Genomic DNA, 23,002 nt, shown 5'->3' on the forward strand with positions numbered 1-23,002 from the left:
TGAAATATTGTCATGAGCGCCTATTCCACCGAAACAGTCCTGTCCGTTCACCACTGGAACGACACCCTTTTCAGCTTCCGTTGCACGCGCGGTTCCAGCTTGCGCTTTACCAGTGGCCAATTCGTCATGATCGGGCTGGAGGTTGATGGTCGTCCGCTGACGCGTGCCTACAGCATCGCCAGTGCCAGCCACGAAGAGCACCTTGAATTTTTCAGCATCAAGGTCGAGAACGGCCCGCTGACTTCACGTCTGCAACACCTCAAGGTCGGCGATCCCGTCCTGGTCAGCCGCAAGCCGACTGGTACGCTGGTGCTGCGCGACCTCAAGCCGGGCAAGCGTTTGTTCATGTTTGCCACAGGGACGGGCCTGGCCCCGTTCATGAGCCTGATCCATGAACCGGAAACCTATGAGCGTTTCGAACAGGTCATCCTGATCCACGGCGTCCGCTGGACTAGCGAGCTGGCTTATCACGACTACATTGAGCAGGATCTTCGCGACCACGAATACCTGGGCGACCTGATCCGTGAACAACTAGTCTATTACCCCACGGTGACGCGCGAACCTTTCCGCAACGAAGGGCGCCAGACCGATCTGATCCTGTCCGGAAAACTGTTCGAGGATCTCGGCATCGAGCCGCTCAACCCTGAAACCGACCGCGGCATGATTTGCGGCAGCCCGGCGATGCTCAAGGAAATTTCCGGCATGCTGGATAGCTTCGGCTTCCAGATTTCGCACCGTATTGGCGAAATGGGTGACTACGTGATTGAACGGGCTTTCGTCGAGCAGTAATTAGACGTGCTGCGGAAAGCACGTTGTTCCGAGCCTTCGCCGATGGGCGAAAGGCTCGATCCATCCGGCAGCCCCGATCTTGCGGCTACCGGGTGGGATGAACTGCAGCGAGCCTTGCTGAATTACGAAACCGGTTCGCCTGAACAGGCTATGGCTTGGGAGCAGGGGGCGATGAAGTTGCCGGCATGGCAGCGGGAGGCCATGCCATCGCTGCACCAGTTGCTACAACTGGCTGAAAAAGCCTGGCCCAAACCCTGAGCCCGGCCCGCCATGTGAGGCTCAGCGGCCGGTAGCCTGCTTGCGCTCAAAGGCGATCGAGCGCGAGAGCCATTCAGCCCAGGCTTCCATGGCCGGCGGATAGTTGCTGTAACCCTGGCGTTCGATATCGGCATCCAGCACAGCCTGGATTTCAGCGGCCATCGAGAGAGCCGGGTAATTGGTGCGACGTTTTGCGGTTTTCATTGCGGGGCTTGTCGGTAACATTCGAAGGGCGTGAACTTTACCTGCAATGCGCCACGAGCGGCTAATTTGATCGTCCAGCCATGCCGGGACAATCGACCTTGTCGTTTGTCAGCGGCATGGCTGGCGAGTCGGGGTGCTGCTCTCCCCGGTCTTCTTGTTTGACTTGTTCGTCTGGTCGCCGTGGCTCAGCTGAGTGACAAGACCCATTTGATCGCGGCCTTCAGATCGTCATCGCTGATCTTGTCGGTGCCATGCGGCAGCATCGGGATTTCACCCCAGTTGCCGCTGCCGCCGGCGCGTACCTTGTCGAACAGCTTGCCCGGGGCGCTGCTGTCGTTACGGTACTTGGCGGCAACATCCTTGTAGGCCGGGCCGACACGCTTGCTATCGACGGTGTGACAGGCAACGCAGCGGGCTTTCTTGACGATTTCTTCGCTGGCGCGGACCGGGTTGGTGACGCACAGGACGGCGGCAGCGATCAGGGGGAGCAGGGTAAGGCTGGTTTTGTTCATGGAAAATCCTTGGGTTAAACGAGGCCGGCGGCCTGCAACTCGGCCCATTCATCATCGGTAAACAGTCGCGAGCGGGTGTGAAAGGCTTTGCCGGTGTTGCCTTCGAGCGAGAAGGTGCCGCCCTGGCCGTCGATCACATCGATGATCAGCTGCGTGTGCTTCCAGTATTCGTACTGCGATGCGCTGATGTAGAACGGCACATCGCCGATGTTGCCGAGATGCACGTCGTAAGGGCCGATGGTCAGGTCGGTTGGCAGGTAGCAGTTGGCGGCGCTGTTGTCGCAACAGCCACCGGACTGGTGGAACATCAGCGCCGGGCCGTAGCTTTGTTTCAGTGTGGCGATCAGTTCGAGCGTGGCGGGTGTGGCAATGACGCGGTCGACCATGATTTCTCCTGAAAAAAGGGGGCGGTTGCCCGCCCCCGAAGAGTTGCCCGCAACTGGGCCAGGGAGGAGCTACAACGGTTAGAAGAAGCCCAGCTTGTTCTCGGAGTAGGAGACAAGCAGGTTCTTGGTTTGCTGGTAGTGGTCGAGCATGACCTTGTGGGTTTCGCGCCCGATGCCGGATTCCTTGTAGCCGCCGAAGGCAGCGTGTGCCGGGTAGGCGTGGTAGCAGTTGGTCCACACGCGGCCGGCCTGGATGGCGCGACCCATGCGGTAGGCGACGTTGCCGTTACGGCTCCACACACCGGCGCCAAGGCCGTAGATGGTGTCGTTGGCGATCGCCAGCGCTTCGGCTTCGTCCTTGAAGGTGGTCACGGCGAGCACCGGCCCGAAGATTTCTTCCTGGAAGATGCGCATCTTGTTGTGGCCCTTGAACAGCGTCGGCTGGATGTAGTAACCGCCTTCGATGTCGCCGCCGAGGTGAGCGCGGTCGCCGCCGATCAGTACTTCGGCACCTTCCTGCTTGCCGATGTCCAGATAGGACATGATCTTGGTCATCTGTTCCTGCGAAGCCTGGGCACCCATCATCGTGTCGGTGTCGAGCGGGCTGCCTTGCTTGATCGCGGCAACGCGCTTGAGGGCACGTTCCATGAACTTCTCGTAGATCGATTCCTGGATCAGCGCACGGCTCGGGCAGGTACACACTTCGCCCTGGTTGAAGGCGAACAGCACCATGCCTTCGATTGCCTTGTCGAGGAAGGCGTCATCCTTGTCCATGACGTCGGCGAAGAAGATGTTGGGCGACTTGCCACCCAGTTCCAGCGTGGCCGGAATCAGGTTGTTGGCGGCGGCCTGGGCGATGACGCGGCCGGTCGAGGTCGAGCCGGTGAAGGCGATCTTGGCGATGCGCTTGCTGGTGGCGAGCGGCATGCCGGCTTCGCGACCGAAACCGTTGACGATGTTGAGCACGCCAGCCGGCAGGATGTCGGCGATCAGTTCGGCCAGGATCAGGATGGAGATCGGGGTCGATTCGGCCGGCTTCAGGACGACGCAGTTGCCGGCACCGATGGCCGGGGCCAGTTTCCAGGCGGCCATCAGGATCGGGAAGTTCCACGGGATGATCTGGCCGACGACGCCGAGCGGCTCGTGGATGTGATAAGCCATGGTGTTTTCGTCGATTTCCGAGATGCCGCCTTCCTGCGAGCGCAGGCAGCCGGCGAAGTAACGGAAGTGATCGACGGCGAGCGGGATGTCGGCGTTCAGCGTTTCGCGGATCGGCTTGCCGTTATCGACGGTCTCGGCATAAGCCAGCAGTTCGAGGTTGGCTTCGAGGCGGTCGGCGATCTTGAGCAGGATGTTGGAGCGCGTTGCGGCATCGGTCTTACCCCATTTCGGGAAAGCGGCGTGCGCAGCGTCGAGCGCCAGTTCGACGTCGTCGGCGGTGGAGCGGGCAGCCTTGGTGTAAACCTTGCCATTGACCGGGGTCACGACATCGAAATATTCGCCCTTGACCGGGGCGACCCATTTGCCATTGATGAAATTGTCGTACTTGGCCTTGTAGGCGATCTTGGCACCAGCGGCACCGGGGGCGGCATAAAGCATGTTTGTCTCCAGTTTCTTGAATGATGTTTGCGGACGATTTATTCAAGACCGGCAGGTCGTGGCTCTCACTGGAGCATTGGTACCTGCCGTGACTCGTGCCGGAATAAGTGCATGCCGTGTGCCAGCCTTGGGCTGCCTTCGTGCCATGATTTTTAATCCATTTAAATCAATGGATTATTCGAATTGTCTGAAATTGACCGATGCCCATGAACAAGTCGTGAGCGATCAAATGCGCAACAGTTGTTCAAATCTGGAGCACAGTGTTTTGGCGCTATTCAATTTTTCGCGGTCGACCGTGAGAAAAATGCAAAACCCCTCGTTTTCCCAGAAAAATGCTGCGCCGCGTCAATTTCAGACTGAAAAAGTTTGATTTGACCCTCTATGGGGCGAGTGGTAAAACAGGAAATAAATTAAAACTAAAGTCATAGAGTTCGGGGAGCGTTGAATGAAACGAGGCATTCTGAGGGTCGTCAGCCCGCTGCTGCTCGCCTTCGTATTACTCGGCTGCACACCCAAGGAACCGATCCGGATCGGCTTGCTGGCCGGTCTCTCCGATCGTGGTTCGGATTTTGGCGAAAGCGTCCGCAATGGCGTCATCCTCGCGGTCGAGCAGCAAAACCAGGCCGGCGGCATTCATGGCCGGATGATCGAGCTGGTCGTGCGCGACGACGGTCAGGAGCGCGAACAGGCGATCAAGGCGGCCAACGAGTTGATCGCCCTGCGGCCGGATATCGTGATAGGCCCGGTAACCAGTTCGATGGCCGTCGTTGTCCAGCCGATGCTGAGCCAGGCGGGTCTGGTGATGATCAGCCCGACCGTTGCTTCGCCCGACTTCTACGGCAAGGATGACAATTTTTTCCGTGTGAACCGCACGACGCATGAAGCGGCGCGGCAGCACGCCGAGGTTCTTTTCGCGCGCCATGTCCGGCGTGTGGCGCTGGCCTTCGACGCATCGAATGGACCGTATTCCAATACCTGGGTTGAGGAATTTACCCGTCATTTCGGAAAGCTGGGCGGCAAGGTGACGGCCAGTGCAGGGTTCGATTCCACGGCATCGCCCAGTTTTGCCGATGTGCTCAAGCCCTTGCTGGCCAGTCAACCGGGCGCCTTGCTCTTTGTCGCCAGTTCGCTCGATACCGCTCGTTTGAGCCAGCAGGCGCGGCGACTGGCGCCATCCTTGCCGCTCAGTTCGACCGAGTGGGCGGCATCGGCCGAACTGCTCAGCGAAATGGGCGGGGATGCGGTCGACGGCCTGCTGATCGCCCATGCCTACGACCGGGATGATCCGCGGGCGCCTTACCAATCGTTCCGCTCGGCCTTCAAGGCCCGTTTCCAGCGCGAATTCGGCTCTTTTTCCTTGCTCGCTTACGATACGGCCAATGTCGTGATCGAAGCCATGCAAAAGCGCCAGGGCAATGAAGATATCAAGACAGCCTTGCTCAAGTACGGCCCTTACCGGGGCGCCCAGCAAAGCATCGTCTTCGATGCCAACGGCGATGCTGCGCGCCAGGTGTTCTTCACCGAAATTCGCGGTGGACGCTTCGTGCAGATCAAATAATGACGCCTGCCATGCAACGCGAATGGCCGCTGCGCGCCTACCTCGGCGGACTGCTCGCCGTGACTTCGGTGCTGACCTTCCTGATCGTCGGCTCGATCTTCCTGCTCAATCGCATTCCCCAGCTAGAGTACGAAATTCGTACCCGCGCCGAGGGCGATGCCCATGAACTGGCCTTGCGCATCGAATTGCAGATGGGGGCCCTGCAGGATCAGCTGGCCCTGATCGGCGAGGCGCTGCAGAGCGGTGGTTCGACGCGCAGCCTGATCAATCGCGCGGTAGGCAACGGCCAGACCTTCCGCGCGCTCTATGTACTTTCACCCGAGGGGCGGGTGATGGCCGCCGGGCTGGCGCCGCAGTACGGAAAATTGCGCGATGAGGTCCTCGGTAGCGATCTTTCCGCCGCACCGATGTTCCTTGATGTCAAAAATCGCCAGACGCCGGTCTGGAGCGACAAATACCTTTCATCGCTGACCGGCGTCGTGACCGTCGGCCTGGCGCTGCCGCTGGAACAAGGCAAGGTGTTGCTCGCCGAAGTGCCTTTGTCTTACCTGGTCAATGTCGTCCGCCAGACGGAGGGCGGTCAGCAACGTTCGATCTGGGTTATCGACCAGCGCGGTGAACTGCTCGCCGATACCGAAAACCAGCGCCAGATCGGCAGCCTCAACCTGTATTCCTCGCCGCTGCTCAAGGCGGTGCTCGACGGCAAGCCGCTACCGATGAAATTCACCTTCGACGGCCGTGATTACTACGTCGGCGGCGCACGCTCCAGCGCACTCGGCTGGTCGTTCATCGCCCGGGAGGCGGCCGGGCTGGATCACCCGGAAATTCGCATGACGGTGTTCATCGTCTGCGGCGGTTTTCTGGCTTCGCTGCTGATCGGCGCGTTTCTCGCGGTGTACGGCGCATCCCGGCTGTTGCGGCCGCTCACCCGGATTGTCGAACAGGCGCATCAAGTCGCGCAGGGCGAGCAGATCCTGGCCTGGCCGCGTGGCCGGATCAGTGAGTTCAACCATCTTTCGGGCGACATCGGTCACATGGCCAGTGCGATTCTGGAGCGCGAGCAAAAGGCGCAAGCCATCTTCAATGCCTCGCCGGTTCCCATGCTGTTCAGCAAGCTGGAGGGCGAACCGCGCATTGCCGATATCAATCCAGCCTGGGTCAAGCAGTTCAAGCGCCAGCGCGAGGATGTGATCGGGCGCACCGGCGGCGAAATCGGCATCTGGCATTCCGAGGCCGAGCGGCTGGCGGTCGTCGCCCAGGTGGCGCGTGGCAATGTCCTGACCGAAGCCTGGCTGTGTTGCGGCGACGGCCAGTTGCTGCTCTGCCGGATCATCGTCCAGCCGCTTGAACTGGGCGGCCAGCGCTTCCTGGTCTGGGCGCTGGAAGACATTACCGAGTTCCGCCGCATCGAACAGGAACTGCGCGAGCTGAACAGCGATCTCGAAGCGCGGGTCAGCGAACGGACAACCGCCCTGTCGATTGCCAAGGAAGCAGCCGAAGTCGCCAGCCGTGCCAAAACCGCGTTCCTGGCCAACATGAGCCACGAAATCCGCACGCCGCTCAACGCGATCAGCGGCATGGCCCACCTGATTCGTCGCGGCGGTTTGCCGCCCGAGCAGATCGGCCGGCTCGACAAGCTTGAAGCGGCTGGTCGGCACCTGATTGAAATCATCAACATGGTGCTCGATCTGTCGAAAATCGAAGCCGGCAAACTGGTCCTCGAAGAGACGGTATTCCGTCCGGCCAGCCTGTTCGAGAATGTCGCCTCGATGCTGCAGGAGCGGGCGGCTGAAAAGCAGCTGCAACTGGTCGTCCGGACGGGCAATCTGCCGGCCAGCGTGGTGGGCGACCCGACCCGCTTGCAGCAAGGCTTGCTCAACTATGCCAGCAATGCCGTGAAGTTCACCGAACGGGGCAGCGTCAGCCTGAGCGGCGCTGTTCTGGCCGAAGAGGCTGACCATGTCGTGTTGCGTTTCGAGGTTGGCGATACCGGCATCGGGATCGCACCGGAAGCGCAGGCCCGGCTATTTTCAGCCTTTGAGCAGGCCGATAATTCGACGACCCGGAAATACGGCGGTACCGGCCTGGGGCTGGCGATTACCGCCAAGATTGCCGAAGCGATGGGTGGTGAGGTCGGTGTCAGCAGTACGCCGGGGCAGGGCAGCACTTTCTGGCTGACCGTGCGCCTCAAGAAACACCGGCTACCGGATCAAAGCAGCCCGATGCAGCAGCCGGATGCCGGCGAACGTCTGAAAGCCGCTTTTGCCGGCCGTCGTGTCCTGCTGGCTGAAGACGAACCGGTCAATCGCGAAATTGCCCAGATCCTGCTCGATGAAGTCGGTCTGGTCATCGATAGCGCCGAAGATGGCGAGGAAGCCGTCAGGCTTGCCAGCCAGCAACATTACGATGTCGTGCTGATGGACATGCAGATGCCGCGCATGGACGGCCTGGAGGCTACCCGGCGCATCCGCCAGTTGCCGGGCGGTACGGCATTGCCTATCGTCGCCATGACGGCCAATGCCTTCGCCGAGGACAAGGCGCGCTGCCTGGCGGCGGGCATGGATTACTTCACGACCAAGCCGATCGATCCGGACGTGCTGTACACCGTCCTGCTGGCCTGCCTGTCGGGCCAAATGACGAACGATTGAGCCTTTGTTGGCCGATTGAAAAATGGCGCATCCGGACGATGCGCCATTTTGTTTTTTGCCCTGCCGGGCAGTCGACCGCAAAAGTCGGCGGTACAGCCAAATCAAACCTTACTCGGTGTAGAAACCCACGCCGATCAGGCTGCCGTTTTCGCGGCGGATGAAGGTACGTTTCTTTTCGACCGCGTTGGTGACCGGGTTGCGCCAGACATAATCGACGGTGCCTTCGCCCGTAGTCTTGGCCTGTTCGAGCATTTCCTTGACCAGCGGGTGACCTTCGACATCGTGCAGGTCGCTGGCGTTGGTCCCGGTCCATTTCGGATTCATGCCGTGCGCTTCGAACTTGCCGCTCGCCAGATTGATCGCGAAAACGTAGAGATCGTCATGGACGAACGGGCCGCGCGGGTCGTTGAAGCTGGCCAGCGACTTGGCCATGCCTTGCTTCTTGATCTGGGCGCTGGCCGCATCAAGCAGTTTTCGGGCATTTTCAGCCGTCGACCGCGGCGCGTAGTAACCGACGCCGAGAATGTATTCGCCTTCGCGGTGCAGCCAGGCCACCTTCGGCTCGACGTGGTTGCTCTGGCGGTTGAGCCAGACATAGCGAATGCGCGCTTCCTGCTGCTTGTCGGTGACGGCAATCATCTGGCGGAACAGCGGGTTGCCGGCGGCGTCGACGCTGTCGAGCACCTTCAGGCCGATCAGGCTGTCCGGTGCGGCGCCGTTGGCGATATACGTGCCCTGGCGGTCGATCACATAGACGTAGAGGTCTTTTTTGACGAAGGGGCCCTTCTTGTTGTTGAAGGCAGCCCAGGATTTTTCAGGTCCGTTGGCCTGCAGGTATTTGACCGCCTGGTCAAACAGCACCTGTGCTTCGCGCGGGGTGGCATGCCCGGCGGCGCCGGCCAGCCCGCTCAGGCTGATGGCGAGGCCGGCAAGGGCAAGGCGGATGGTTCTCGGGTACATCGGATTCTCCTCTGGTCTGGTCGATCATTCTCAGAAGGCGGGACGCCTGTGCGACGTCCCGCCCTGGCAAGGATCAGCCCTTGTGCAGCTTGAACACCCAAACCGAACCACCCTGTTCGAGGAAGTTCACGCGCTTGGCAACGTCGCCGCCCCAGAGCGGAACAGCGCCGCCCCAGCCGGTGGTCACGGCGATCATCTGCTCGCCATCCTGTTCCCAGCTGACCGGCGGTGCAACGATGCCGGTGCCGGTCTGGAAGGACCACAGTTCCTTGCCGGTCTTGGCGTCAACACCCTTCAGGAAGCCCTCAGGCGTACCGTAGAAAATCAGGCCGCCGGCGGTGGTCAGCACGCCACCCCAGAGCGGGGCGTAGTTCTTGTTTTCCCAGACGATCTTGCCGGTCTGCGGGTCCATCGCGCGCAGCACGCCAATATGGTCTTCGTTCAGCGCCTTGATGGTGAAGCCGGCACCGAGGTAAGCGGCGCCCTTCTTGTAGGACACCGGCTCGTTCCAGATGTCCATCGACCACTCGTTGGCCGGCACGTAGAACAGGCCGGTCTGCGGGCTGTAGGCCATCTGCTGCTGGTTCTTGCCGCCGAGGAAGGACGGTGCCGAGAAGACGACCTTGCCCTTCTTGCCATCAACACCTTGCGTCGGGTCGCCCGGGCGGCCTTCTTCGATGTAGTTCGGACGGCCGGTTTCGAGGTTGTAGCCAGTGGCCCAGGTGATCTTCTTGACAAACGGGAAGGCGTTGATCAGCTTGCCGTTGGTCCGGTCGTTGACGAAGAAGAAACCGTTACGGTCGGCCTTGCCACCAGCCTTGATGATCTTGCCGGTCTTCGGATCCTTGTAGTCGAAGGAAACGAATTCGTTCACACCGTCAAAGTCCCAGCCGTCGTGCGGGGTGTTCTGGTAGTGCCAGGTGATCTTGCCGGTATCGGCATCGATCGCCACGGTGGATGACGAGAACAGGTTGTCGCCGGGGCGCAGGTGGCTGTTCCACGGGGCCGGGTTGCCGGTGCCGGCGAAGATCAGGTTGGTTTCCGGATCGTAGGTCGCGCCGTTCCAGGTGGCGGCGCCGCCGGTCTTCCACAGGTCGCCTTCCCAGGTGGCATTGGTCGTGCCGGAGATGCCGTTTTCGATGGCCTTGCCTTCGGCATCGTAGCTGTAGCCCATGTGGCCTTCGACCGTCGGACGCGTCCAGATCAGCTTGCCGGTCAGCGGGTTGCGCGCGTCGATGCGGCCGACGGCACCGAATTCACCGCCGGAAATGCCGGTGATCAGCTTGCCCTTGGCGACAATCGGGGCAGCGGTGGCCGAGTAGCCGGCGGCGTAGTCGCCGAGCTTTTCCTTCCAGACGACCTTGCCGGTGTCCTGATTGAGGGCGACCAGCTGGGCGTCGAGCGTGGCGAAGATGACCAGGTTGCCGTACAGGGCGGCACCACGGTTGATCACGTCGCAGCACGGCATGATGCCGTCGGGCAGGCGGTGTTCGTACTTCCACAATTTCTTGCCGGTTTTCGCGTCGACCGCGAAAAGGCGGCTGTACGACGCGGTGACGAACATCTTGCCGTTATGGATGACTGGCTGCGATTCCTGGCCGCGCTGCTTTTCGCCGCCGAAGGACATCGACCAGGCCGGGACCAGATTCTTCACCGTCTTGGTGTTGATCTGGGTCGACGGCGTGAAACGCTGGCCCTGCGTGCCGAGGCCAAAGCTGACGACGTCGCCGGTGGTCTTGGCATCATTGAGGATATCGGCGTCGGTAACTTCGGCGCTGGCCGGGCTGCCGGCAAAGGCCGCTGCAACAAGCAGGGCGATGCCGAGTGTGCGCCGCTGGGGGCGGGTGTGACGATGCATGGATTTGTCTCCTTGGTTTATGCATTGATTCCTGCTGTCCGGCAAAGGGCGTTCAGCCGCGGTGCCGTGGCATGAAAACCGGGGGAGACCGTCCATTCCCTGAAATTTCCCCCCTGGCCGGACAGGCGATCTGCAAGCCCTGTGCCACGACCGTGCCAGCCGCTTGAATCGGCCCGTCCACCGGCCTTGGAGGGGTATTTGGCGGCATTGCGCCGGCTTGGCCAGGCGTTCAGGCCGCCTGTTCCAAATGAACACAACTGCTCCAAAGTTGCGCAACCGTTCTGCTGCGGTCGACGCCAGTTTTTTGGCAAAAACGCCGAATCACGCTTGGCGCGGTCGTTTCCGCTGGTGGTTCGGGCTTTGGCACGGCCTTTGCGCCAGTCTTGCCCAAACAGCCCGCAGGGCGACTGGAGCGAGACACGATGAAATTTCCTTTGACCATTGCCGCCATTGCGCTGGCCGCGCTGATGTCGCCAGCCGATGCCGCCGCGCTGAAAGAGAGCGGTGATCCGCTCGCTTCGGCGCGCTGGGGCGACATGCAGAAAAGCCTGCTCGGCAATGCGCCGGTGCTGTTTGATCCGCGCGTCAAGGTGATCGCCCCGTCGACCGCCGAGAACCCGATGCAGGTGCCGGTGACGATCGACGCCACGGCCTTGCCCGGCGTGCAGGAAGTGCTGGTCTTTGCCGATTTCAATCCGATCGTCCAGGTGCTGCGTTTCTTCCCCGAAGCCAGTGGCGCCTACCTCGGTTTCCGCGTCAAGTTGCAACAATCGACACCGGTGCGCGCTGCCGTGCGCACGGCGGATGGCGTCTGGCATGTCGGCGGCACCTGGGTCAATACGGTAGGCGGCGGCTGCACTGCACCGTCCGGCGCATCGGCCTCGAAAGCCTGGCAGCAGAAACTGAACATGGTCAGCGGCCGGCAGTGGTCGGAAGGCCCGTACAGCGGCCGCGTCCGCTTGAGCATCGTGCATCCGATGGATACCGGGCTGGTTGCCGGCACGCCGGCCTTTCATCTTGAAGAAGTCGAATTGAGCGACGCCGCTGGCCAGCGCCTGATGCGCCTGCAGACTTACGAACCGGTCGCCGAAAATCCGGTGTTCACGCTGAATCGCGGTGCGGTTAGCGGGCCGGTCGAAGCGCGCGGGCGCGACAACAACGGCAATACCTTCAAGGCGCAGATCGAACAATGAAGCGCCTGATCGCACTCGTCGCCACGTTTTTGTCGGCCTCGGCCGGCGCCGCCGATTTCGACTACGGCCTGCAAGCCCAGTCGGTTGCCGAGCAGGTTTACGTTTTCATCGGACGCAACGAGGACTTTTCCACGGTCAACGGCGGAAATATCGTCAATACCGCTTTCATCGCCGGTCCGGGCGGCATTGTCGTGATCGACAGCGGCCCGTCGCTGCGCTACGGCGAGCAGATGCGCCGGGCGATTTCCGGGATCAGCGGCCAACCGTTGGCGCTGGTCATCAACACGCACCACCATCCTGACCATTTTCTCGGCAACCAGGCATTTGCCGGCATCCCCATCGCCGCGCTGCCGGCGACCATCGAAGGCATTGCGGCCGAGGGCAACGCCTTTGCCGAAAACCTGTTCCGGATGAGTGGCGACTGGATGAAAGGCACCGAGGTGCTCGTGCCGAACCGTGCGCTGGCTGCCGGCACAAGCGAAATCGCCGGTCGCCGCCTGCGCCTGATCGGGCTGGATGGCCATACCGGGGCCGATCTCGCGGTCTACGACGAAAAAAGCGGCGTTTTGTTTGCCGGCGATCTGGTGTTCAACGGCCGCACCCCGACTACGCCGCACGCCGATATCGCCCACTGGTTGACCGCGCTCGACCGGCTGGAGACGATCACCCGCGAGCCCGGTTTTGCCGTGTTGGTCCCCGGTCACGGCGCAGTGACGCGTGACGCCGCGCCAATTCGCCAGACCCGCGCCTGGTTGCGCTGGCTGCAAGCCGCGATGCAGACCGCGGCGCGCGAAGGGCTGGACATGAACGAGGTGCTGGCCCTGCCGCTGCCAGCCGAGTTCGCCGATCTGCCGGTGGCGGCCAGCGAATATCGCCGCTCGGTCGGCCACCTGTTTCCGGCGGCGGAGCAGGATGCGCTCGGGGCAGGGCGCTGAAATGGCGATGGCGATCAACTTTCAGCCGGAACTGCGCCTGCCCGTTGTGCCGGCTGCTTTGAGTCGCCGATTTGTCGCCTTGCTCGGCTTGTCGCTGCTGTTCCATGCCGTGCTGTTCGGGCTGATCAGCTGGCAGCGCAAGAGTGTGCCGCCCGTTTTGCCGACGATCATCGCCGTGCTGCGCCCGGCCAGCACGCCAGAATCCGGAGCCAGCGCCGTCGTCCAAGCGTCGCCCGCCGCTGCACTCCCCCCCAAGGCAAGGCCGGAGCCGGTTCGTCCGCTTGAAAAAGGCAGCGGACGGAACATCGCTCCGGCCGTGCCGGCCACCGTTGCCACGTCTGCTGCATCGAGCGAGGCAACGTATTCGCCACCGGCTGCCGTGGCGGCGCCGAGCGAAGCGCTGGCCAGCCGCGAAGTTGCAACTCCGCCGGCCAAGCCGCAGAGCGAGGTGCTCGATGCCTATCGTCGTCGGCTCGGCGAACTGCTGGCGCGTCACCAGGAATACCCACGCGTTGCCGCCCTGCGCGGCTGGGAGGGTGAAGTCCGGCTGCGTCTGAAAGTGGCGCGCAAGGGAAATCTGCTTGGCGTGCAGGTCGACCGCAGCAGCGGTTTCGAGGTGCTCGACCAGCACGCGCTGGCCATGCTCGAAGCGCTGGCCGGCTTGCCGCCGCTGCCCGAGGCGCTGGAAGCCAACGAAATTCAAGTCGTCGTTCCAATCAACTACAAACTCAAAAAAACAACATGAGACAACATCCCAAGCCCACTTTGCTCGCCCTGGCGCTGGCCGCCGCTTTTGGCCAGGCTGGTGCGGTCGACCGCGAAATCCAGGCCGAAACCGTCGAAGTCGTCGGCAGTACGCCGCTCGCCGGGGTCGGCGTGCCGCGCCTGCACTTGCCGGCCAATGTCCAGTCGATCAGCGCCAGCCAGATGGAGGAGCAGGAAAGCCTGAATCTGCCGGAAGCGATGCTGCGCCAGTTGCCCAGCGTCAATCTCAACGAGATTCAGGGCAATCCTTTCCAGGCTGACCTGAATTACCGCGGTTTCACCGCCTCGCCACTGCTCGGTACGGCGCAGGGCCTGTCGGTCTATCTCGATGGCGTGCGCATCAACGAACCGTTCGGCGACACGGTCAACTGGGATTTGCTGCCGCATTCGGCGATTGCCGGGATGGACCTGATGCCCGGTTCCAACCCGGTTTTCGGCTTGAACACGCTGGGCGGCGCGCTGGCGATCCGTACCAAGAGCGGCTTCAGTCATCCTGGCAGCAAAATTGAACTGTCCGGCGGCAGCTTCGGGCGGCGCAATGTCGAGATCGAGCATGGCGGCAACGCCGGCTCGCTCGGCTGGTATATGGCGGCTGACGCCTTCAGTGAAGACGGCTGGCGCGATTACTCGAAATCCGAGGCCAAGCAGTTCTTCGGCAAGTTGTCGCACAAAAGCGCCGCCGGCGAGGCCGATCTGACGCTGACTCGTGCAGTGACCAAGATGACCGGCAACGGCCTGCTGCCGCTATCGATGTTCGCCGAGCGGCGCGACCAGATTTTCACCCACCCCGACCAGACGCGTAACGACCTGACCCAGATCGCGCTCAGCGGTCGTCTGTGGCTGAACGACAGCCAGAGCCTGAGCGGCAATGTCTATCACCGGCGGAGCACGACACGGACCTTGAATGGCGATCTAAACAACGATTTCGAAGGCGGGGCATTCGACGGTGTGGCCAATCAGGAATCGGGCGCCAATAACCGGACCCGGACGCGGCAGCAGGGCAGCGGCGTCAGCGGGCAGTGGAATCTCAGCACCCGCCAGCATCAACTGACGGTGGGCAGCTCCTTCGATTACGCCCGGATGGATTTTCGCCAGACGCAGCAGATCGGCACCCTCGATGCGACGCGCGGCATCACTGATCTGGCTGCCGAGCAGGAAGAAAACCGGCTGCGCGGCACGACGCAGACCGCCAGCGTATTCGGCACCGAAACCTATGCCTTGCTGCCCAATCTGCACCTGACCGGCTCGGCCCGCTACAACATGAGCCGCGTCACGACGTTTGACGAACTCAATCGCGCCGCGCCGAATCTCGACGGCGACCACAGCTACCGCAAACTCAATCCGGCCTTCGGGCTGAGCTGGCAGGTCGTCCCGGCGCTCAATGCCTACGCCGGTTTCAGCCAGGGTAACCGGGTGCCGACGCCGATCGAGCTGGGTTGCGCCGACCGGGCCAATCCCTGCACCTTGCCCAATTCGATGGCTTCCGATCCCTATCTGAAACAGGTCGTCACGCAAACCGTCGAAGCCGGCCTGCGCGGCAAGCTGGCTGGCGATATTGGCTGGAATGCCGGGGTCTACCGCAGCATTTCGAGCGACGACATCATTTTCGTCGGCACCTCGACCAGCGCCGGTTATTTCACCAATTTTGGCAAGACGCAACGTCAGGGGCTGGAACTGGGCCTGAACGGCCGCCTGAGTCGTGTCGACTGGTTCGCCAATTACAGCTACCTGGAAGCCACCTATCAATCGAGCGCCTGTCTGCTCGGCGCCAACAACAGCTCGCGCGGCACCGCGCCGGAATGCACGGCAGGCGGGCAGGATGACGAAATTCTGGTGCGCAAGGGCGACCGCTTGCCCGGCTTGCCAAATCACAGCGCCAAGTTCGGCCTGAGCTGGCGGACGACCGACTGGCTGCGTCTCGGCGGCGATGTCCAGGCTTTCTCCGGCCAGTACGCCCGGGGCAACGAAAACAACCAGCACCAGTCAGGCACCTTCACCGATGCGCTGGGCAATACCCGGACTTTCGACGGTCCGGGCAAGACGGCCGGCTACGCCATCCTCAACCTGAATGGCGAAGCCCGGCTGGGCGGCGGCTGGCAGATGTTTGCCAAGGTCAATAACGTTTTCGACAAGCGTTATGCAACGGCTGCCGCGCTGGCTGAAAACCCCTTTGCCGGTGGCAGCTTCCAGATCGACTCGGGCAACTGGCGGCGCGAAACCTTCGTCGCACCGGGCGCACCGCGCGCGGCCTGGATCGGCTTGCGCTACGCCTTCGGCAACTGATGATGCGCCGGCTCAGCCTTCACACCCGCGTCGGCCTGGTCTTTACCGGGCTGGCGGCCAGCCTGCTGCTGGTCCTCGCCGCCTTGTGGTCGCACGGCGCGCGCAATGCGACGCATGAAGAGGTCGAAGCAGCCAGCCGGGTGGCCGAGCAGTGGTTGCGGGCGATGGCCGGTGAAATGCGTCAGCTGCCGCCGGCCGTGCTGCCCGAACGGGTGCTCGGCGTGGTCAAGCCGCTCGGCCGGATTCGCGCCAACGAACTGGAAGTGATCGCCGCCGACGGCCGCCTGCTTTACCGTTCGCCGGCCCCGACCTACAAGGCCGGACGCCAGGTGCCGGCCTGGTTTGCCGGACTGCTGACGCCCGAATTCGAAGCGCGGCGCGTTGCGCTGGGTGAGTTGCAACTGGTGCTCCATCCCGACGCCTCGCGTTCGGTGATCGATGCCTGGGACGATCTGCAGCGCATGGCTGCTTGGGCCGTGCTGCTGCTCGTTGGCTTGTTCCTGATCAGCCGCTACGCCCTCGACCGCGCCCTGCGCCCGCTGGCCCAGGTCATGCAGGCGCTGGAAAGAACGGGGTCAGGACGTTTCGATACCCGCCTGCCGGTGTTTGCCACGCCGGAACTGGGCCGTCTGTCGCGTGCCTTCAATGGCATGGCCGACCGCCTGAATGCTGCGGTCAACGACAATGTACGGCTGGAAACCGAGCATGAAGTCGCTGAGCAGATGCAAGGCCGCCTGCAGCAGGAGCGCCAGTTGATTGCCCGCGAGTTGCACGATGAACTGGCCCAGGGCATTACCGCCGTGCGGGCGCTGGCCGGGGCCATCGTCCAGCGCAGCAGCGATCAGCCGGGACTCAAGCTGCCGGCCGAAAGCATTGTTGCCGTGACCGGCGAGATGCAGCAGGGCGTCAGGCATATTCTCCAGCGTCTGCGGCCGGCCTCTGCCGCCGGGCTTGAAGCCGGCCTCGAACGGCTGCTGGTCGCCTGGCGGATGCAGCATGAAAGCATCGAACTGCGCGCAACAATCGAGCTTGAACACGCCCGGTTGAGCGATGCCGTGGCCCAAACCCTGATCCGCATCGTCCAGGAAGGGCTGACCAACGTTGCCCGCCACGCTGCAGCCAGCCAGGTCGAACTGCTGCTTGGCGAAGCCGCCGGGCAGATCAGGCTGTTGCTGAGCGACAACGGCCGCGGTTGCGATGGCCGGCGTTCGCCGCAAGCCGGTTGCGGCTTTGGCTTGGCCGGCATGGCCGAGCGCATTGCCGAACTCGGCGGTGTGCTGACAATGGCACGGCCGGCGGCCGGCGGTTTCTGTTTGCAGGTTTGCCTGCCGCATCATCACGAAATCATGGAGGAAGCATCATGAATTCCAGTCTGCACGGCATTCGCGTCATGCTGGCCGACGATCACGCCATCGTCCGCCTGGGTTTTCGGCTGCTGCTCGAAGGGGCCGGAGCCGAAGTGGTCGGTGAGGCAGAAACCGGCGAAAGCGCCATCCGGCTTTATGCCGAGTCCACGCCCGATCTGGTGGTGATGGATGTGTCGATGCCCGGCATTGGCGGGTTGGCGGCGCTCGAACGGCTGCTCGTCTGGGCGCCGAAAGCGCAGGTGCTGATGTTGTCGGCACACCACGACGACATCGTTCCCGTCCGCGCCCTGCGTCTCGGCGCAAGTGGCTACCTGTGCAAGCGTGCCGCGCCGGAAGAATTCCTGCGGGCGGTCGGGCAGGTTGCGGCCGGGCGGCGCTACATCGATCCTGAACTGGCGCAGAACGTCGCGCTGGCCCAGCTCTCTGGTTCAGCCAATCCGGTCGACAGCCTGACCGAAAAGGAACTGGCCGTTTTCCTCAAACTGGCCGAAGGGCGCTCGGTCAACGACGTGGCCAGCGATTTTTGCCTCAGTCCGAGCACGGTCGGGACGCACCTTTATCACATCAAGCAAAAGCTCAATTTGCAGAACGCCGCCGAACTGACGCTGGTCGCCGTGCGCAACGGGCTGATCGAAGCCTGATGGCTGATTTTCTGGCAACGGCCAGACCCCGGTTTATGCTGGGTCTTGCAGGGCTAAGGCCAGGTATTGTGTGCCGGGCACCGGGTTGAAGCTGACCGGTTCGGCGACCGAAAAGCCGAGCGATTCGTAAAGCTTCTGCGCCGCCACGAACTCCGGTAAAACGTCGAGACAGATGCGCCGATAACCGGCCTGCCTGGCTTCGGCGATCAGCTGCTCGACGAGTTTGCGGCCGAGTTGTTGGCCTCTCGCCGATGGGCGAACATAAACCCGTTTCATTTCGTAGGTCGACGCATCAATCCGGCGCAGGGCGGCGCAGCCGAGAACGGCATCTCCTTGGCGCGCCAGGAAAAGACGCCCCTCCGGCGCCGCATACTTGCCCGGTAGCCCTGCAAACTCCGTCTCGTAATCCTGAAAATCGAGGCTGACAGTCGGGCTTTTGACGTACTCGCGGAAAATCGAAATAACGTCGTCGTGTTCATCCGGGAAGCGGGCTTGTCGAATGGTGAGCATGCTGGGTACGTTGGTGAATTCGGTGGTTCAGAGAGTAGATTACGGCAGGAGGCGGAGCATAAAACGGAAGATGAACTTCGTTTATCGCTCACCCCTGGATATTTTGCCGGGATGATCGGGGGCAAGATATTTATCTTTCAGTAACACTTTGGCCTTGCTCTGCTCAATGTGTTTGAACTGAAGCGGTGAATCTGTACGGAAATAAAACCAGAAGTATTCACCGGATGCATTCCTGGCAATTCTTGTCAGGGTGTAGGCTAAAAACGAGCCTTTAATTTGCTCGACGACTTCTTTTTCCTGCATGAGTTGTGCTGTTTTGCCATCGAATTGAACGAGGGCATTATCTGGATAGATAGACTGTGCGGCGAATGCAGCGAGGGCGGCAGGGCGGTGGCTGGCCTTGTAGCGATAGCCGCGCAGTAGCTGGTAAGCCAGGAGGCCGCCGGTGGTCAGCACTGTAAGAAGAATGCCCGTAATGTCCATGTCCTGATTTTATAGTACGTAAATTGTCGGCCTGCGCGGCTTCATCCAGGTCCGGAAAAATGGCGCTTTCAGGCGTGGTGAAGTTGATCCATGAGCAGGCCGCATTATCGCTGAACTGTTGACGATTCTGCTTGTGACCGGCATCTCATGATTTTCATGAGCTGGCTTTGGCGAATGTGATGGCGCGGCGGGGGGGCGTGGCAGCCGATGATGTGCCTTATAACGACACCAACGAGACACCTGCCATGAAACACCGTCTGAGCTGCATTGCCGCTGCATTGACCCCGATTTTTTCGCTCGGTACAGCCTGGGCTGCCGATGTGATGCTTGATCCCGTTGCTGTGACCGGCAGCCGGATCGAACACAATACGTTCGACCTGGCTGCTGCGGTCGACGTCGTCGATGCGGCCAGAATCGGGGCCGATCAGGCGAAGGTCAATGTTTCCGAGGCGCTGGCCGGGGTGCCGGGAATTTCGGTGCAGAACCGCCAGAACTACGCGCAGGACCTGCAGATTTCCTCGCGCGGCTTTGGCGCCCGTTCGGCCTTTGGCGTGCGCGGCATTCGTCTGATGGCCGATGGCATTCCAGCCTCGATGCCGGATGGTCAGGGGCAGGCGGCCACCTTCAATCTTGATCGGGCCGAACGCATCGAAGTCATGCGTGGCCCGATGTCGTCGATCTACGGCAATCACGCTGGCGGGGTGATCCAGATGTTTACCGCCGACGGCAAGGGTGCGCCGAGCATCGAAGGCGGTCTGGTGACCGGCAGCTACGGCATGTGGAAGGCTGATCTTTCGGCCCAGGGCGAAGCGGCCGGGATGGGTTATGTGCTAGATACCTCGCGCTTTTCGACCGATGGCTACCGGGCGCACAGCAGCGCCCAGCGCGACCAGAGTTCGGCCAAGCTGACTTTTGCGCCGGATGCCGACAGCCGCTTGATGCTGGTCGCCAATGCCTTTACCCAGACGGCAGACGATCCGCTGGGCGTGACTTGGGGGCGCTTTGGCAGCAATCCGCGCAGTGTCGAAACGGTGGCCGAGCAGTACAACACGCGCAAAAGCATCGATCACATGCAGGGCGGCGTGAGCTATGAACGTCGCTTTGGCGAGCAAAGCGTGCAGGTTTCAGCTTATGCCGGCCAGCGTACGGTGATCCAGTACCAGTCGATTCCGCGGTCGACGCAGTTGGTGACCGGTGCGACGCCGGCCAATTCACTGAACCGTCGCAGCTCCGGCGGGGTGATCGATTTTGATCGCGATTTCTCCGGCGTTTCCGGTCGCTGGACCGGCAAGTACGATCTGGCCGGCGGCAAGCTGACGACCACCGTCGGCGTCGAGTACGAGCAGTCGGTCGATCAGCGGCGCGGCTACGAGAATTACATCGGAACGACGCTTGGCCTGGCCGGCTCACTGCGCCGCAAGGAAGAAGATCGCGTCACCACCTTCGACCAGTACGCCCAGGCCGAATGGCAGGGCGAGCGTTGGAATTTCACCGGTGGCCTGCGCCACAGCCGGGTGGCTTTCAAGGTGAGCGACAGCTACATTACGACCGGCAATGGCGACGACAGCGGCAGCGTCAGCTACGAAAAAACTACGCCGATGCTCACCGCGCTCTATCGCCTGACGCCGACAATCAATCTTTACGCCAGTGCGGCCCGCGGCTTCGAAACGCCGACCATGAATGAACTGTTCTACTCCGGCCCGAACAGCAGCTTCAGCTTCGACCTCAAGGCGGCCACCAGCACGCATTTCGAAACCGGCCTCAAGGCGCTGGTCGGTGACGACAGCCGGGTGGATGTTGCGCTGTTCCAGATCAGGACGAGCGACGAACTGGTCGTCGCCTCCAGCTCTGGTGGACGGACCAGCTACCGCAACGCCGGCCAGACCCTGCGCCGAGGCATCGAAGCTGCGGTCGACAGCCGCTGGGGCCTCGGTTTCACCAGCCGTCTGGCCTACACCCTGCTGGATGCGCGTTACGACGAAGCATTCACCACCACGGTTCTCGGTGTTTCCACACCGGTCGATGCCGGCAGCCGTTTGCCCGGCGTCGCCGCCCAGACGCTGTTTGGCGAACTGGCCTGGCGCCATGCGCCGAGCGGCTTCCACATCGCCGCCGAAGGCATCGCACGCAGCAAGGTTTATGTCGAAGACAGCAACAGCCAGCAAGCCGCCCCGGCCTACACCATCGCCAATCTGCGCATGGGCGTCGATCAACAGGTCGGGTCGCTCAAAATGCGTGCCTTTGCCCGTCTGGACAATATTTTTGACCGCCAGTACGTTGGCTCGGTCGTCGTCGGCGACGGCAACGGCCGCTTCTACGAATCGGCCCCCGGCCGGAACTGGCTGCTTGGGGTGAATGCCAAGTACGCGTTTTGAAATATTCCAGCTGAAACAAGAAACCCGCCTTTGGCGGGTTTTTTTGTTGGCGTGCAGACCGACGTACTTTGAGAAAAGGGCCGGGAGATCCGAATCTACCGGTCTGGTCCGGTTTCTGGCGCAAGCCCCGGTGTACTGATCTATCGGGCTGATGCCGGAATCGTGAATCCGGTATCGCGCAGAAATGTTTCAAATTCAGATTTCCACGCATCGCGGTTGCCGCTGAAAATGCCGTGTCCATCGTCCTTGTAGGGTGGCAGTTCAACGAATTTTCCCTTGCCGCCGGCCTTGCTGAACGCCTGGAACCATTCTTTGGGCAGTTCGGCGCCCCAATAGCGGTCGTTCTCGCTGTAGAACCAGAGCGTCGGGATTCTGGATGCTCTGCCGTAATCCTCGAACAGCGCCGCGAGGCGATGATAGCTGCAGGGATTGGCCGGGCGGCTTGCCGGGTTGCCGCCGCCTCCGCCGGCAAAATTGACGGCAGCGATCAAGCCGGGTAATTGCCTGGTTGAAAGCGTGATCGACGTCATCCCGCCGAATGATTGACCGACCACCACGCCGCGCGACCGGTCGACATAGGCCAGATCGGCTGCAAAATCGAGTACGGCTGCCGTTTGGTCAGCGGCCACCGCGTAAGCCGGCGGAAAGTTCCGGCTCTCGCAACGCCCGGAATCTTCCACATCCGGCCCGCCTGTCTCTCCATAGCCGACGCGGGTAGGAACTAGCACGACGAAACCCAAAGCGACGAAGTAGCGCGAGTTGTCGGAATAGCGCTGTCGTTTCATGCCGGCAAAACCAGCCACAGTGGCCGGCCTGCCGTGATTCAAAACCAGATACGGCGCTTTCTCCCGCTGGTCATCACGAAAAACCGTCACCTTGATGGCTTGATTGACCTGCTGCCCGTACATCGTTTTGACGCTGACCGGAACATCGAGCACCTCCTCGACAATAGCGGCCAGCGACAGGCTGGGGATCACAAGTGCCAGAACGAGTAACAGGTGGTTTTTTCGCATCGTGGAGGCGATTGTCGCTGAGAAAGCAGCGTTGAGATAACGATACGTTGCTTTTTGGCACTTCGATTCAATAAAAATGTTCTTTGAGAGACGATTTTGAATTGCAGGCATGCGGGTGCTTTGATTATTTACACCATTGTTTCTCGCAGGGCATGCCGTCGTTGTTTCCATCCATTTTGTTTAGGCGGTAACTCAAAATGGCCAGAAACAACATGCATTTGAGCCACATTCTGCGGCACCTATTACAGCGCAATCCTTGGGGTAGGGATCATGCCCGGTGCCATTTTCTCCTGGCTCCTTAGCTTGGCTTTCTGACAAGGCGATAGATGCATTTCGACATTTGATGAAGCGCCGTGGCAAAACATGTAGAAGCCGCCACACACCAGCGCGAAGAACAAATCGGCGAGCAAACTCAGAACACGAGCAATGCCCGGTGTGGACGCGAAATGCGCATGCAAACCCTTTTTTCGGGGAAATGTGGCGTTGGTATGAACCAATGGCTTGAGCTGCGGCATAGCGAAGCATGGTGGTGCCTGGTGTTTGATCTCAATGAGGATGCTACGGTCGACTCAAAAAAATGTCTCAAAACGAAAATGGCGTAGATCAAAACTGCACCATTTTTTTGCCGGAAATTAGGCTGGGAAGTGTTTTTTCTGCAGCCTCAA

The 23,002-nt window shown here is 61.5% G+C and carries 23 protein-coding genes; 12 read left to right on the plus strand and 11 right to left on the minus strand.

Going from position 1 to position 23,002, the window contains the following annotated elements; genetic code table 11:
- The first annotated feature begins 12 nt into the window (after positions 1-12).
- Both GBK02_RS08025 and GBK02_RS08030 read left to right on the plus strand, forming a co-directional pair.
- Positions 13-789, plus strand: coding sequence for a ferredoxin--NADP reductase (locus GBK02_RS08025; protein WP_203469205.1), 777 nt, complete (start codon positions 13-15; stop codon positions 787-789).
- Between the two features lie 42 nt (positions 790-831).
- On the plus strand, positions 832-1,047 hold the full coding sequence (locus GBK02_RS08030; RefSeq protein WP_203469206.1) for a hypothetical protein: 216 nt from the start codon (positions 832-834) through the stop codon (positions 1,045-1,047).
- A gap of 21 nt (positions 1,048-1,068) precedes the next feature.
- Here GBK02_RS08030 and GBK02_RS08035 read toward each other — a convergent pair whose 3' ends face one another.
- The 4 genes from GBK02_RS08035 to GBK02_RS08050 form a co-directional block, all read right to left on the minus strand.
- Positions 1,069-1,251 (minus strand): hypothetical protein, encoded by a 183-nt coding sequence (locus GBK02_RS08035; RefSeq protein WP_203469207.1) that lies wholly within the window; start codon positions 1,249-1,251, stop codon positions 1,069-1,071.
- 185 nt (positions 1,252-1,436) lie between these two features.
- Positions 1,437-1,763, minus strand: coding sequence for a c-type cytochrome (locus GBK02_RS08040; protein ID WP_203469208.1), 327 nt, complete (start codon positions 1,761-1,763; stop codon positions 1,437-1,439).
- A gap of 14 nt (positions 1,764-1,777) precedes the next feature.
- Entirely contained in the window at positions 1,778-2,149 is a 372-nt protein-coding gene (locus GBK02_RS08045) for a DUF779 domain-containing protein (RefSeq protein ID WP_203469209.1), read from the minus strand.
- Positions 2,150-2,227: 78 nt separating this feature from the next.
- The gene (locus tag GBK02_RS08050; RefSeq protein WP_203469210.1) at positions 2,228-3,748 is read right to left on the minus strand and encodes an aldehyde dehydrogenase family protein; all 1,521 of its coding nucleotides are present in this window, start codon (positions 3,746-3,748) and stop codon (positions 2,228-2,230) included.
- Here GBK02_RS08050 and GBK02_RS08055 point away from each other — a divergent pair.
- The 3 genes from GBK02_RS08055 to GBK02_RS08065 all read left to right on the plus strand — a co-directional run bounded on the left by GBK02_RS08055 (position 3,747) and on the right by GBK02_RS08065 (position 7,954).
- Positions 3,747-4,118 (plus strand): hypothetical protein, encoded by a 372-nt coding sequence (locus GBK02_RS08055; protein ID WP_203469211.1) that lies wholly within the window; start codon positions 3,747-3,749, stop codon positions 4,116-4,118. The two genes, GBK02_RS08050 and GBK02_RS08055, sit on opposite strands and share 2 nt — an antisense overlap.
- 75 nt (positions 4,119-4,193) lie before the next feature.
- A complete protein-coding gene (locus GBK02_RS08060) occupies positions 4,194-5,306 on the plus strand; it encodes an ABC transporter substrate-binding protein (protein ID WP_203469212.1) in 1,113 nt (370 codons plus the stop codon).
- Complete coding sequence (locus GBK02_RS08065) at positions 5,306-7,954, plus strand: response regulator (RefSeq protein WP_203469213.1); 2,649 nt, start codon at positions 5,306-5,308, stop codon at positions 7,952-7,954. Before GBK02_RS08060 ends, GBK02_RS08065 begins: the two co-directional genes overlap by 1 nt.
- Positions 7,955-8,062: 108 nt before the next feature.
- On the opposite strand, the gene GBK02_RS08070 is transcribed toward GBK02_RS08065, so the two are convergent.
- Both GBK02_RS08070 and GBK02_RS08075 read right to left on the minus strand, forming a co-directional pair.
- Positions 8,063-8,914 carry a cache domain-containing protein gene (locus GBK02_RS08070; protein ID WP_203469214.1) on the minus strand — a complete coding sequence of 284 codons (852 nt, stop codon included), beginning with the start codon at positions 8,912-8,914 and terminating at the stop codon, positions 8,063-8,065.
- Between the two features lie 73 nt (positions 8,915-8,987).
- A complete protein-coding gene (locus tag GBK02_RS08075) occupies positions 8,988-10,772 on the minus strand; it encodes a PQQ-dependent methanol/ethanol family dehydrogenase (protein WP_203469215.1) in 1,785 nt (594 codons plus the stop codon).
- A 422-nt stretch (positions 10,773-11,194) separates the two neighbouring features.
- On the opposite strand from GBK02_RS08075, the gene GBK02_RS08080 reads away from it, so the two are divergent.
- Genes GBK02_RS08080 through GBK02_RS08105 form a run of 6 tightly spaced genes read left to right on the plus strand, consistent with a single transcriptional unit; the run spans position 11,195 to position 17,956 of the window.
- Positions 11,195-11,965 (plus strand): quinoprotein dehydrogenase-associated SoxYZ-like carrier, encoded by a 771-nt coding sequence (locus tag GBK02_RS08080; RefSeq protein ID WP_203469216.1) that lies wholly within the window; start codon positions 11,195-11,197, stop codon positions 11,963-11,965.
- Complete coding sequence (locus GBK02_RS08085; RefSeq protein WP_203469217.1) at positions 11,962-12,900, plus strand: quinoprotein relay system zinc metallohydrolase 1; 939 nt, start codon at positions 11,962-11,964, stop codon at positions 12,898-12,900. Before GBK02_RS08080 ends, GBK02_RS08085 begins: the two co-directional genes overlap by 4 nt.
- Positions 12,878-13,645 (plus strand): energy transducer TonB, encoded by a 768-nt coding sequence (locus tag GBK02_RS08090; protein WP_203469218.1) that lies wholly within the window; start codon positions 12,878-12,880, stop codon positions 13,643-13,645. The genes GBK02_RS08085 and GBK02_RS08090 overlap by 23 nt, the downstream gene beginning before the upstream one ends.
- Positions 13,642-15,948, plus strand: a complete 2,307-nt coding sequence (locus GBK02_RS08095; protein WP_203469219.1) for a TonB-dependent receptor — start codon at positions 13,642-13,644, stop codon at positions 15,946-15,948. The genes GBK02_RS08090 and GBK02_RS08095 overlap by 4 nt, the downstream gene beginning before the upstream one ends.
- Positions 15,948-17,312 carry a HAMP domain-containing protein gene (locus GBK02_RS08100; protein WP_203469220.1) on the plus strand — a complete coding sequence of 455 codons (1,365 nt, stop codon included), beginning with the start codon at positions 15,948-15,950 and terminating at the stop codon, positions 17,310-17,312. The genes GBK02_RS08095 and GBK02_RS08100 overlap by 1 nt, the downstream gene beginning before the upstream one ends.
- Positions 17,309-17,956 carry a response regulator gene (locus tag GBK02_RS08105; protein WP_203469221.1) on the plus strand — a complete coding sequence of 216 codons (648 nt, stop codon included), beginning with the start codon at positions 17,309-17,311 and terminating at the stop codon, positions 17,954-17,956. The genes GBK02_RS08100 and GBK02_RS08105 overlap by 4 nt, the downstream gene beginning before the upstream one ends.
- Positions 17,957-17,989: 33 nt before the next feature.
- Here GBK02_RS08105 and GBK02_RS08110 read toward each other — a convergent pair whose 3' ends face one another.
- Positions 17,990-18,466 carry a GNAT family N-acetyltransferase gene (locus GBK02_RS08110; protein WP_203469222.1) on the minus strand — a complete coding sequence of 159 codons (477 nt, stop codon included), beginning with the start codon at positions 18,464-18,466 and terminating at the stop codon, positions 17,990-17,992.
- A gap of 81 nt (positions 18,467-18,547) precedes the next feature.
- Positions 18,548-18,949: a hypothetical protein gene (locus tag GBK02_RS08115; RefSeq protein WP_203469223.1), complete on the minus strand. Its 402-nt coding sequence runs from the start codon at positions 18,947-18,949 to the stop codon at positions 18,548-18,550.
- A gap of 245 nt (positions 18,950-19,194) precedes the next feature.
- Here GBK02_RS08115 and GBK02_RS08120 point away from each other — a divergent pair, with 245 nt between their 5' ends.
- Positions 19,195-21,324 carry a TonB-dependent receptor gene (locus GBK02_RS08120; RefSeq protein WP_239003220.1) on the plus strand — a complete coding sequence of 710 codons (2,130 nt, stop codon included), beginning with the start codon at positions 19,195-19,197 and terminating at the stop codon, positions 21,322-21,324.
- A gap of 140 nt (positions 21,325-21,464) precedes the next feature.
- On the opposite strand, the gene GBK02_RS08125 is transcribed toward GBK02_RS08120, so the two are convergent.
- From GBK02_RS08125 to yidD, 3 genes are read right to left on the minus strand one after another with little or no spacing between them, the layout of a single operon-like run.
- Positions 21,465-22,508: a dienelactone hydrolase family protein gene (locus GBK02_RS08125; RefSeq protein WP_203469224.1), complete on the minus strand. Its 1,044-nt coding sequence runs from the start codon at positions 22,506-22,508 to the stop codon at positions 21,465-21,467.
- Positions 22,462-22,566 carry an excalibur calcium-binding domain-containing protein gene (locus tag GBK02_RS17060; RefSeq protein ID WP_371810511.1) on the minus strand — a complete coding sequence of 35 codons (105 nt, stop codon included), beginning with the start codon at positions 22,564-22,566 and terminating at the stop codon, positions 22,462-22,464. Before GBK02_RS17060 ends, GBK02_RS08125 begins: the two co-directional genes overlap by 47 nt.
- Positions 22,530-22,862 carry a membrane protein insertion efficiency factor YidD gene (yidD, locus tag GBK02_RS08130; RefSeq protein ID WP_203469225.1) on the minus strand — a complete coding sequence of 111 codons (333 nt, stop codon included), beginning with the start codon at positions 22,860-22,862 and terminating at the stop codon, positions 22,530-22,532. The genes GBK02_RS17060 and yidD overlap by 37 nt, the downstream gene beginning before the upstream one ends.
- Positions 22,863-23,002 lie beyond the last annotated feature (140 nt).

Origin of the sequence: Dechloromonas sp. TW-R-39-2, from assembly GCF_016864195.1 — a bacterium.
Taxonomy (GTDB): domain Bacteria; phylum Pseudomonadota; class Gammaproteobacteria; order Burkholderiales; family Rhodocyclaceae; genus Azonexus.

Coding starts and splice junctions, on each gene's coding strand:
- GBK02_RS08025 (WP_203469205.1), top strand. CDS start 13: ATGAGCGCCTATTCCACCGAAACAGTCCTGTCCGTTCACCACTGGAAC.
- GBK02_RS08030 (WP_203469206.1), top strand. CDS start 832: ATGGGCGAAAGGCTCGATCCATCCGGCAGCCCCGATCTTGCGGCTACC.
- GBK02_RS08035 (WP_203469207.1), bottom strand. CDS start 1,251: ATGAAAACCGCAAAACGTCGCACCAATTACCCGGCTCTCTCGATGGCC.
- GBK02_RS08040 (WP_203469208.1), bottom strand. CDS start 1,763: ATGAACAAAACCAGCCTTACCCTGCTCCCCCTGATCGCTGCCGCCGTC.
- GBK02_RS08045 (WP_203469209.1), bottom strand. CDS start 2,149: ATGGTCGACCGCGTCATTGCCACACCCGCCACGCTCGAACTGATCGCC.
- GBK02_RS08055 (WP_203469211.1), top strand. CDS start 3,747: ATGTTTGTCTCCAGTTTCTTGAATGATGTTTGCGGACGATTTATTCAA.
- GBK02_RS08050 (WP_203469210.1), bottom strand. CDS start 3,748: ATGCTTTATGCCGCCCCCGGTGCCGCTGGTGCCAAGATCGCCTACAAG.
- GBK02_RS08060 (WP_203469212.1), top strand. CDS start 4,194: ATGAAACGAGGCATTCTGAGGGTCGTCAGCCCGCTGCTGCTCGCCTTC.
- GBK02_RS08065 (WP_203469213.1), top strand. CDS start 5,306: ATGACGCCTGCCATGCAACGCGAATGGCCGCTGCGCGCCTACCTCGGC.
- GBK02_RS08070 (WP_203469214.1), bottom strand. CDS start 8,914: ATGTACCCGAGAACCATCCGCCTTGCCCTTGCCGGCCTCGCCATCAGC.
- GBK02_RS08075 (WP_203469215.1), bottom strand. CDS start 10,772: ATGCATCGTCACACCCGCCCCCAGCGGCGCACACTCGGCATCGCCCTG.
- GBK02_RS08080 (WP_203469216.1), top strand. CDS start 11,195: ATGAAATTTCCTTTGACCATTGCCGCCATTGCGCTGGCCGCGCTGATG.
- GBK02_RS08085 (WP_203469217.1), top strand. CDS start 11,962: ATGAAGCGCCTGATCGCACTCGTCGCCACGTTTTTGTCGGCCTCGGCC.
- GBK02_RS08090 (WP_203469218.1), top strand. CDS start 12,878: ATGCGCTCGGGGCAGGGCGCTGAAATGGCGATGGCGATCAACTTTCAG.
- GBK02_RS08095 (WP_203469219.1), top strand. CDS start 13,642: ATGAGACAACATCCCAAGCCCACTTTGCTCGCCCTGGCGCTGGCCGCC.
- GBK02_RS08100 (WP_203469220.1), top strand. CDS start 15,948: ATGATGCGCCGGCTCAGCCTTCACACCCGCGTCGGCCTGGTCTTTACC.
- GBK02_RS08105 (WP_203469221.1), top strand. CDS start 17,309: ATGAATTCCAGTCTGCACGGCATTCGCGTCATGCTGGCCGACGATCAC.
- GBK02_RS08110 (WP_203469222.1), bottom strand. CDS start 18,466: ATGCTCACCATTCGACAAGCCCGCTTCCCGGATGAACACGACGACGTT.
- GBK02_RS08115 (WP_203469223.1), bottom strand. CDS start 18,949: ATGGACATTACGGGCATTCTTCTTACAGTGCTGACCACCGGCGGCCTC.
- GBK02_RS08120 (WP_239003220.1), top strand. CDS start 19,195: ATGAAACACCGTCTGAGCTGCATTGCCGCTGCATTGACCCCGATTTTT.
- GBK02_RS08125 (WP_203469224.1), bottom strand. CDS start 22,508: ATGGAAACAACGACGGCATGCCCTGCGAGAAACAATGGTGTAAATAAT.
- GBK02_RS17060 (WP_371810511.1), bottom strand. CDS start 22,566: ATGTGGCTCAAATGCATGTTGTTTCTGGCCATTTTGAGTTACCGCCTA.
- yidD (WP_203469225.1), bottom strand. CDS start 22,862: ATGCTTCGCTATGCCGCAGCTCAAGCCATTGGTTCATACCAACGCCAC.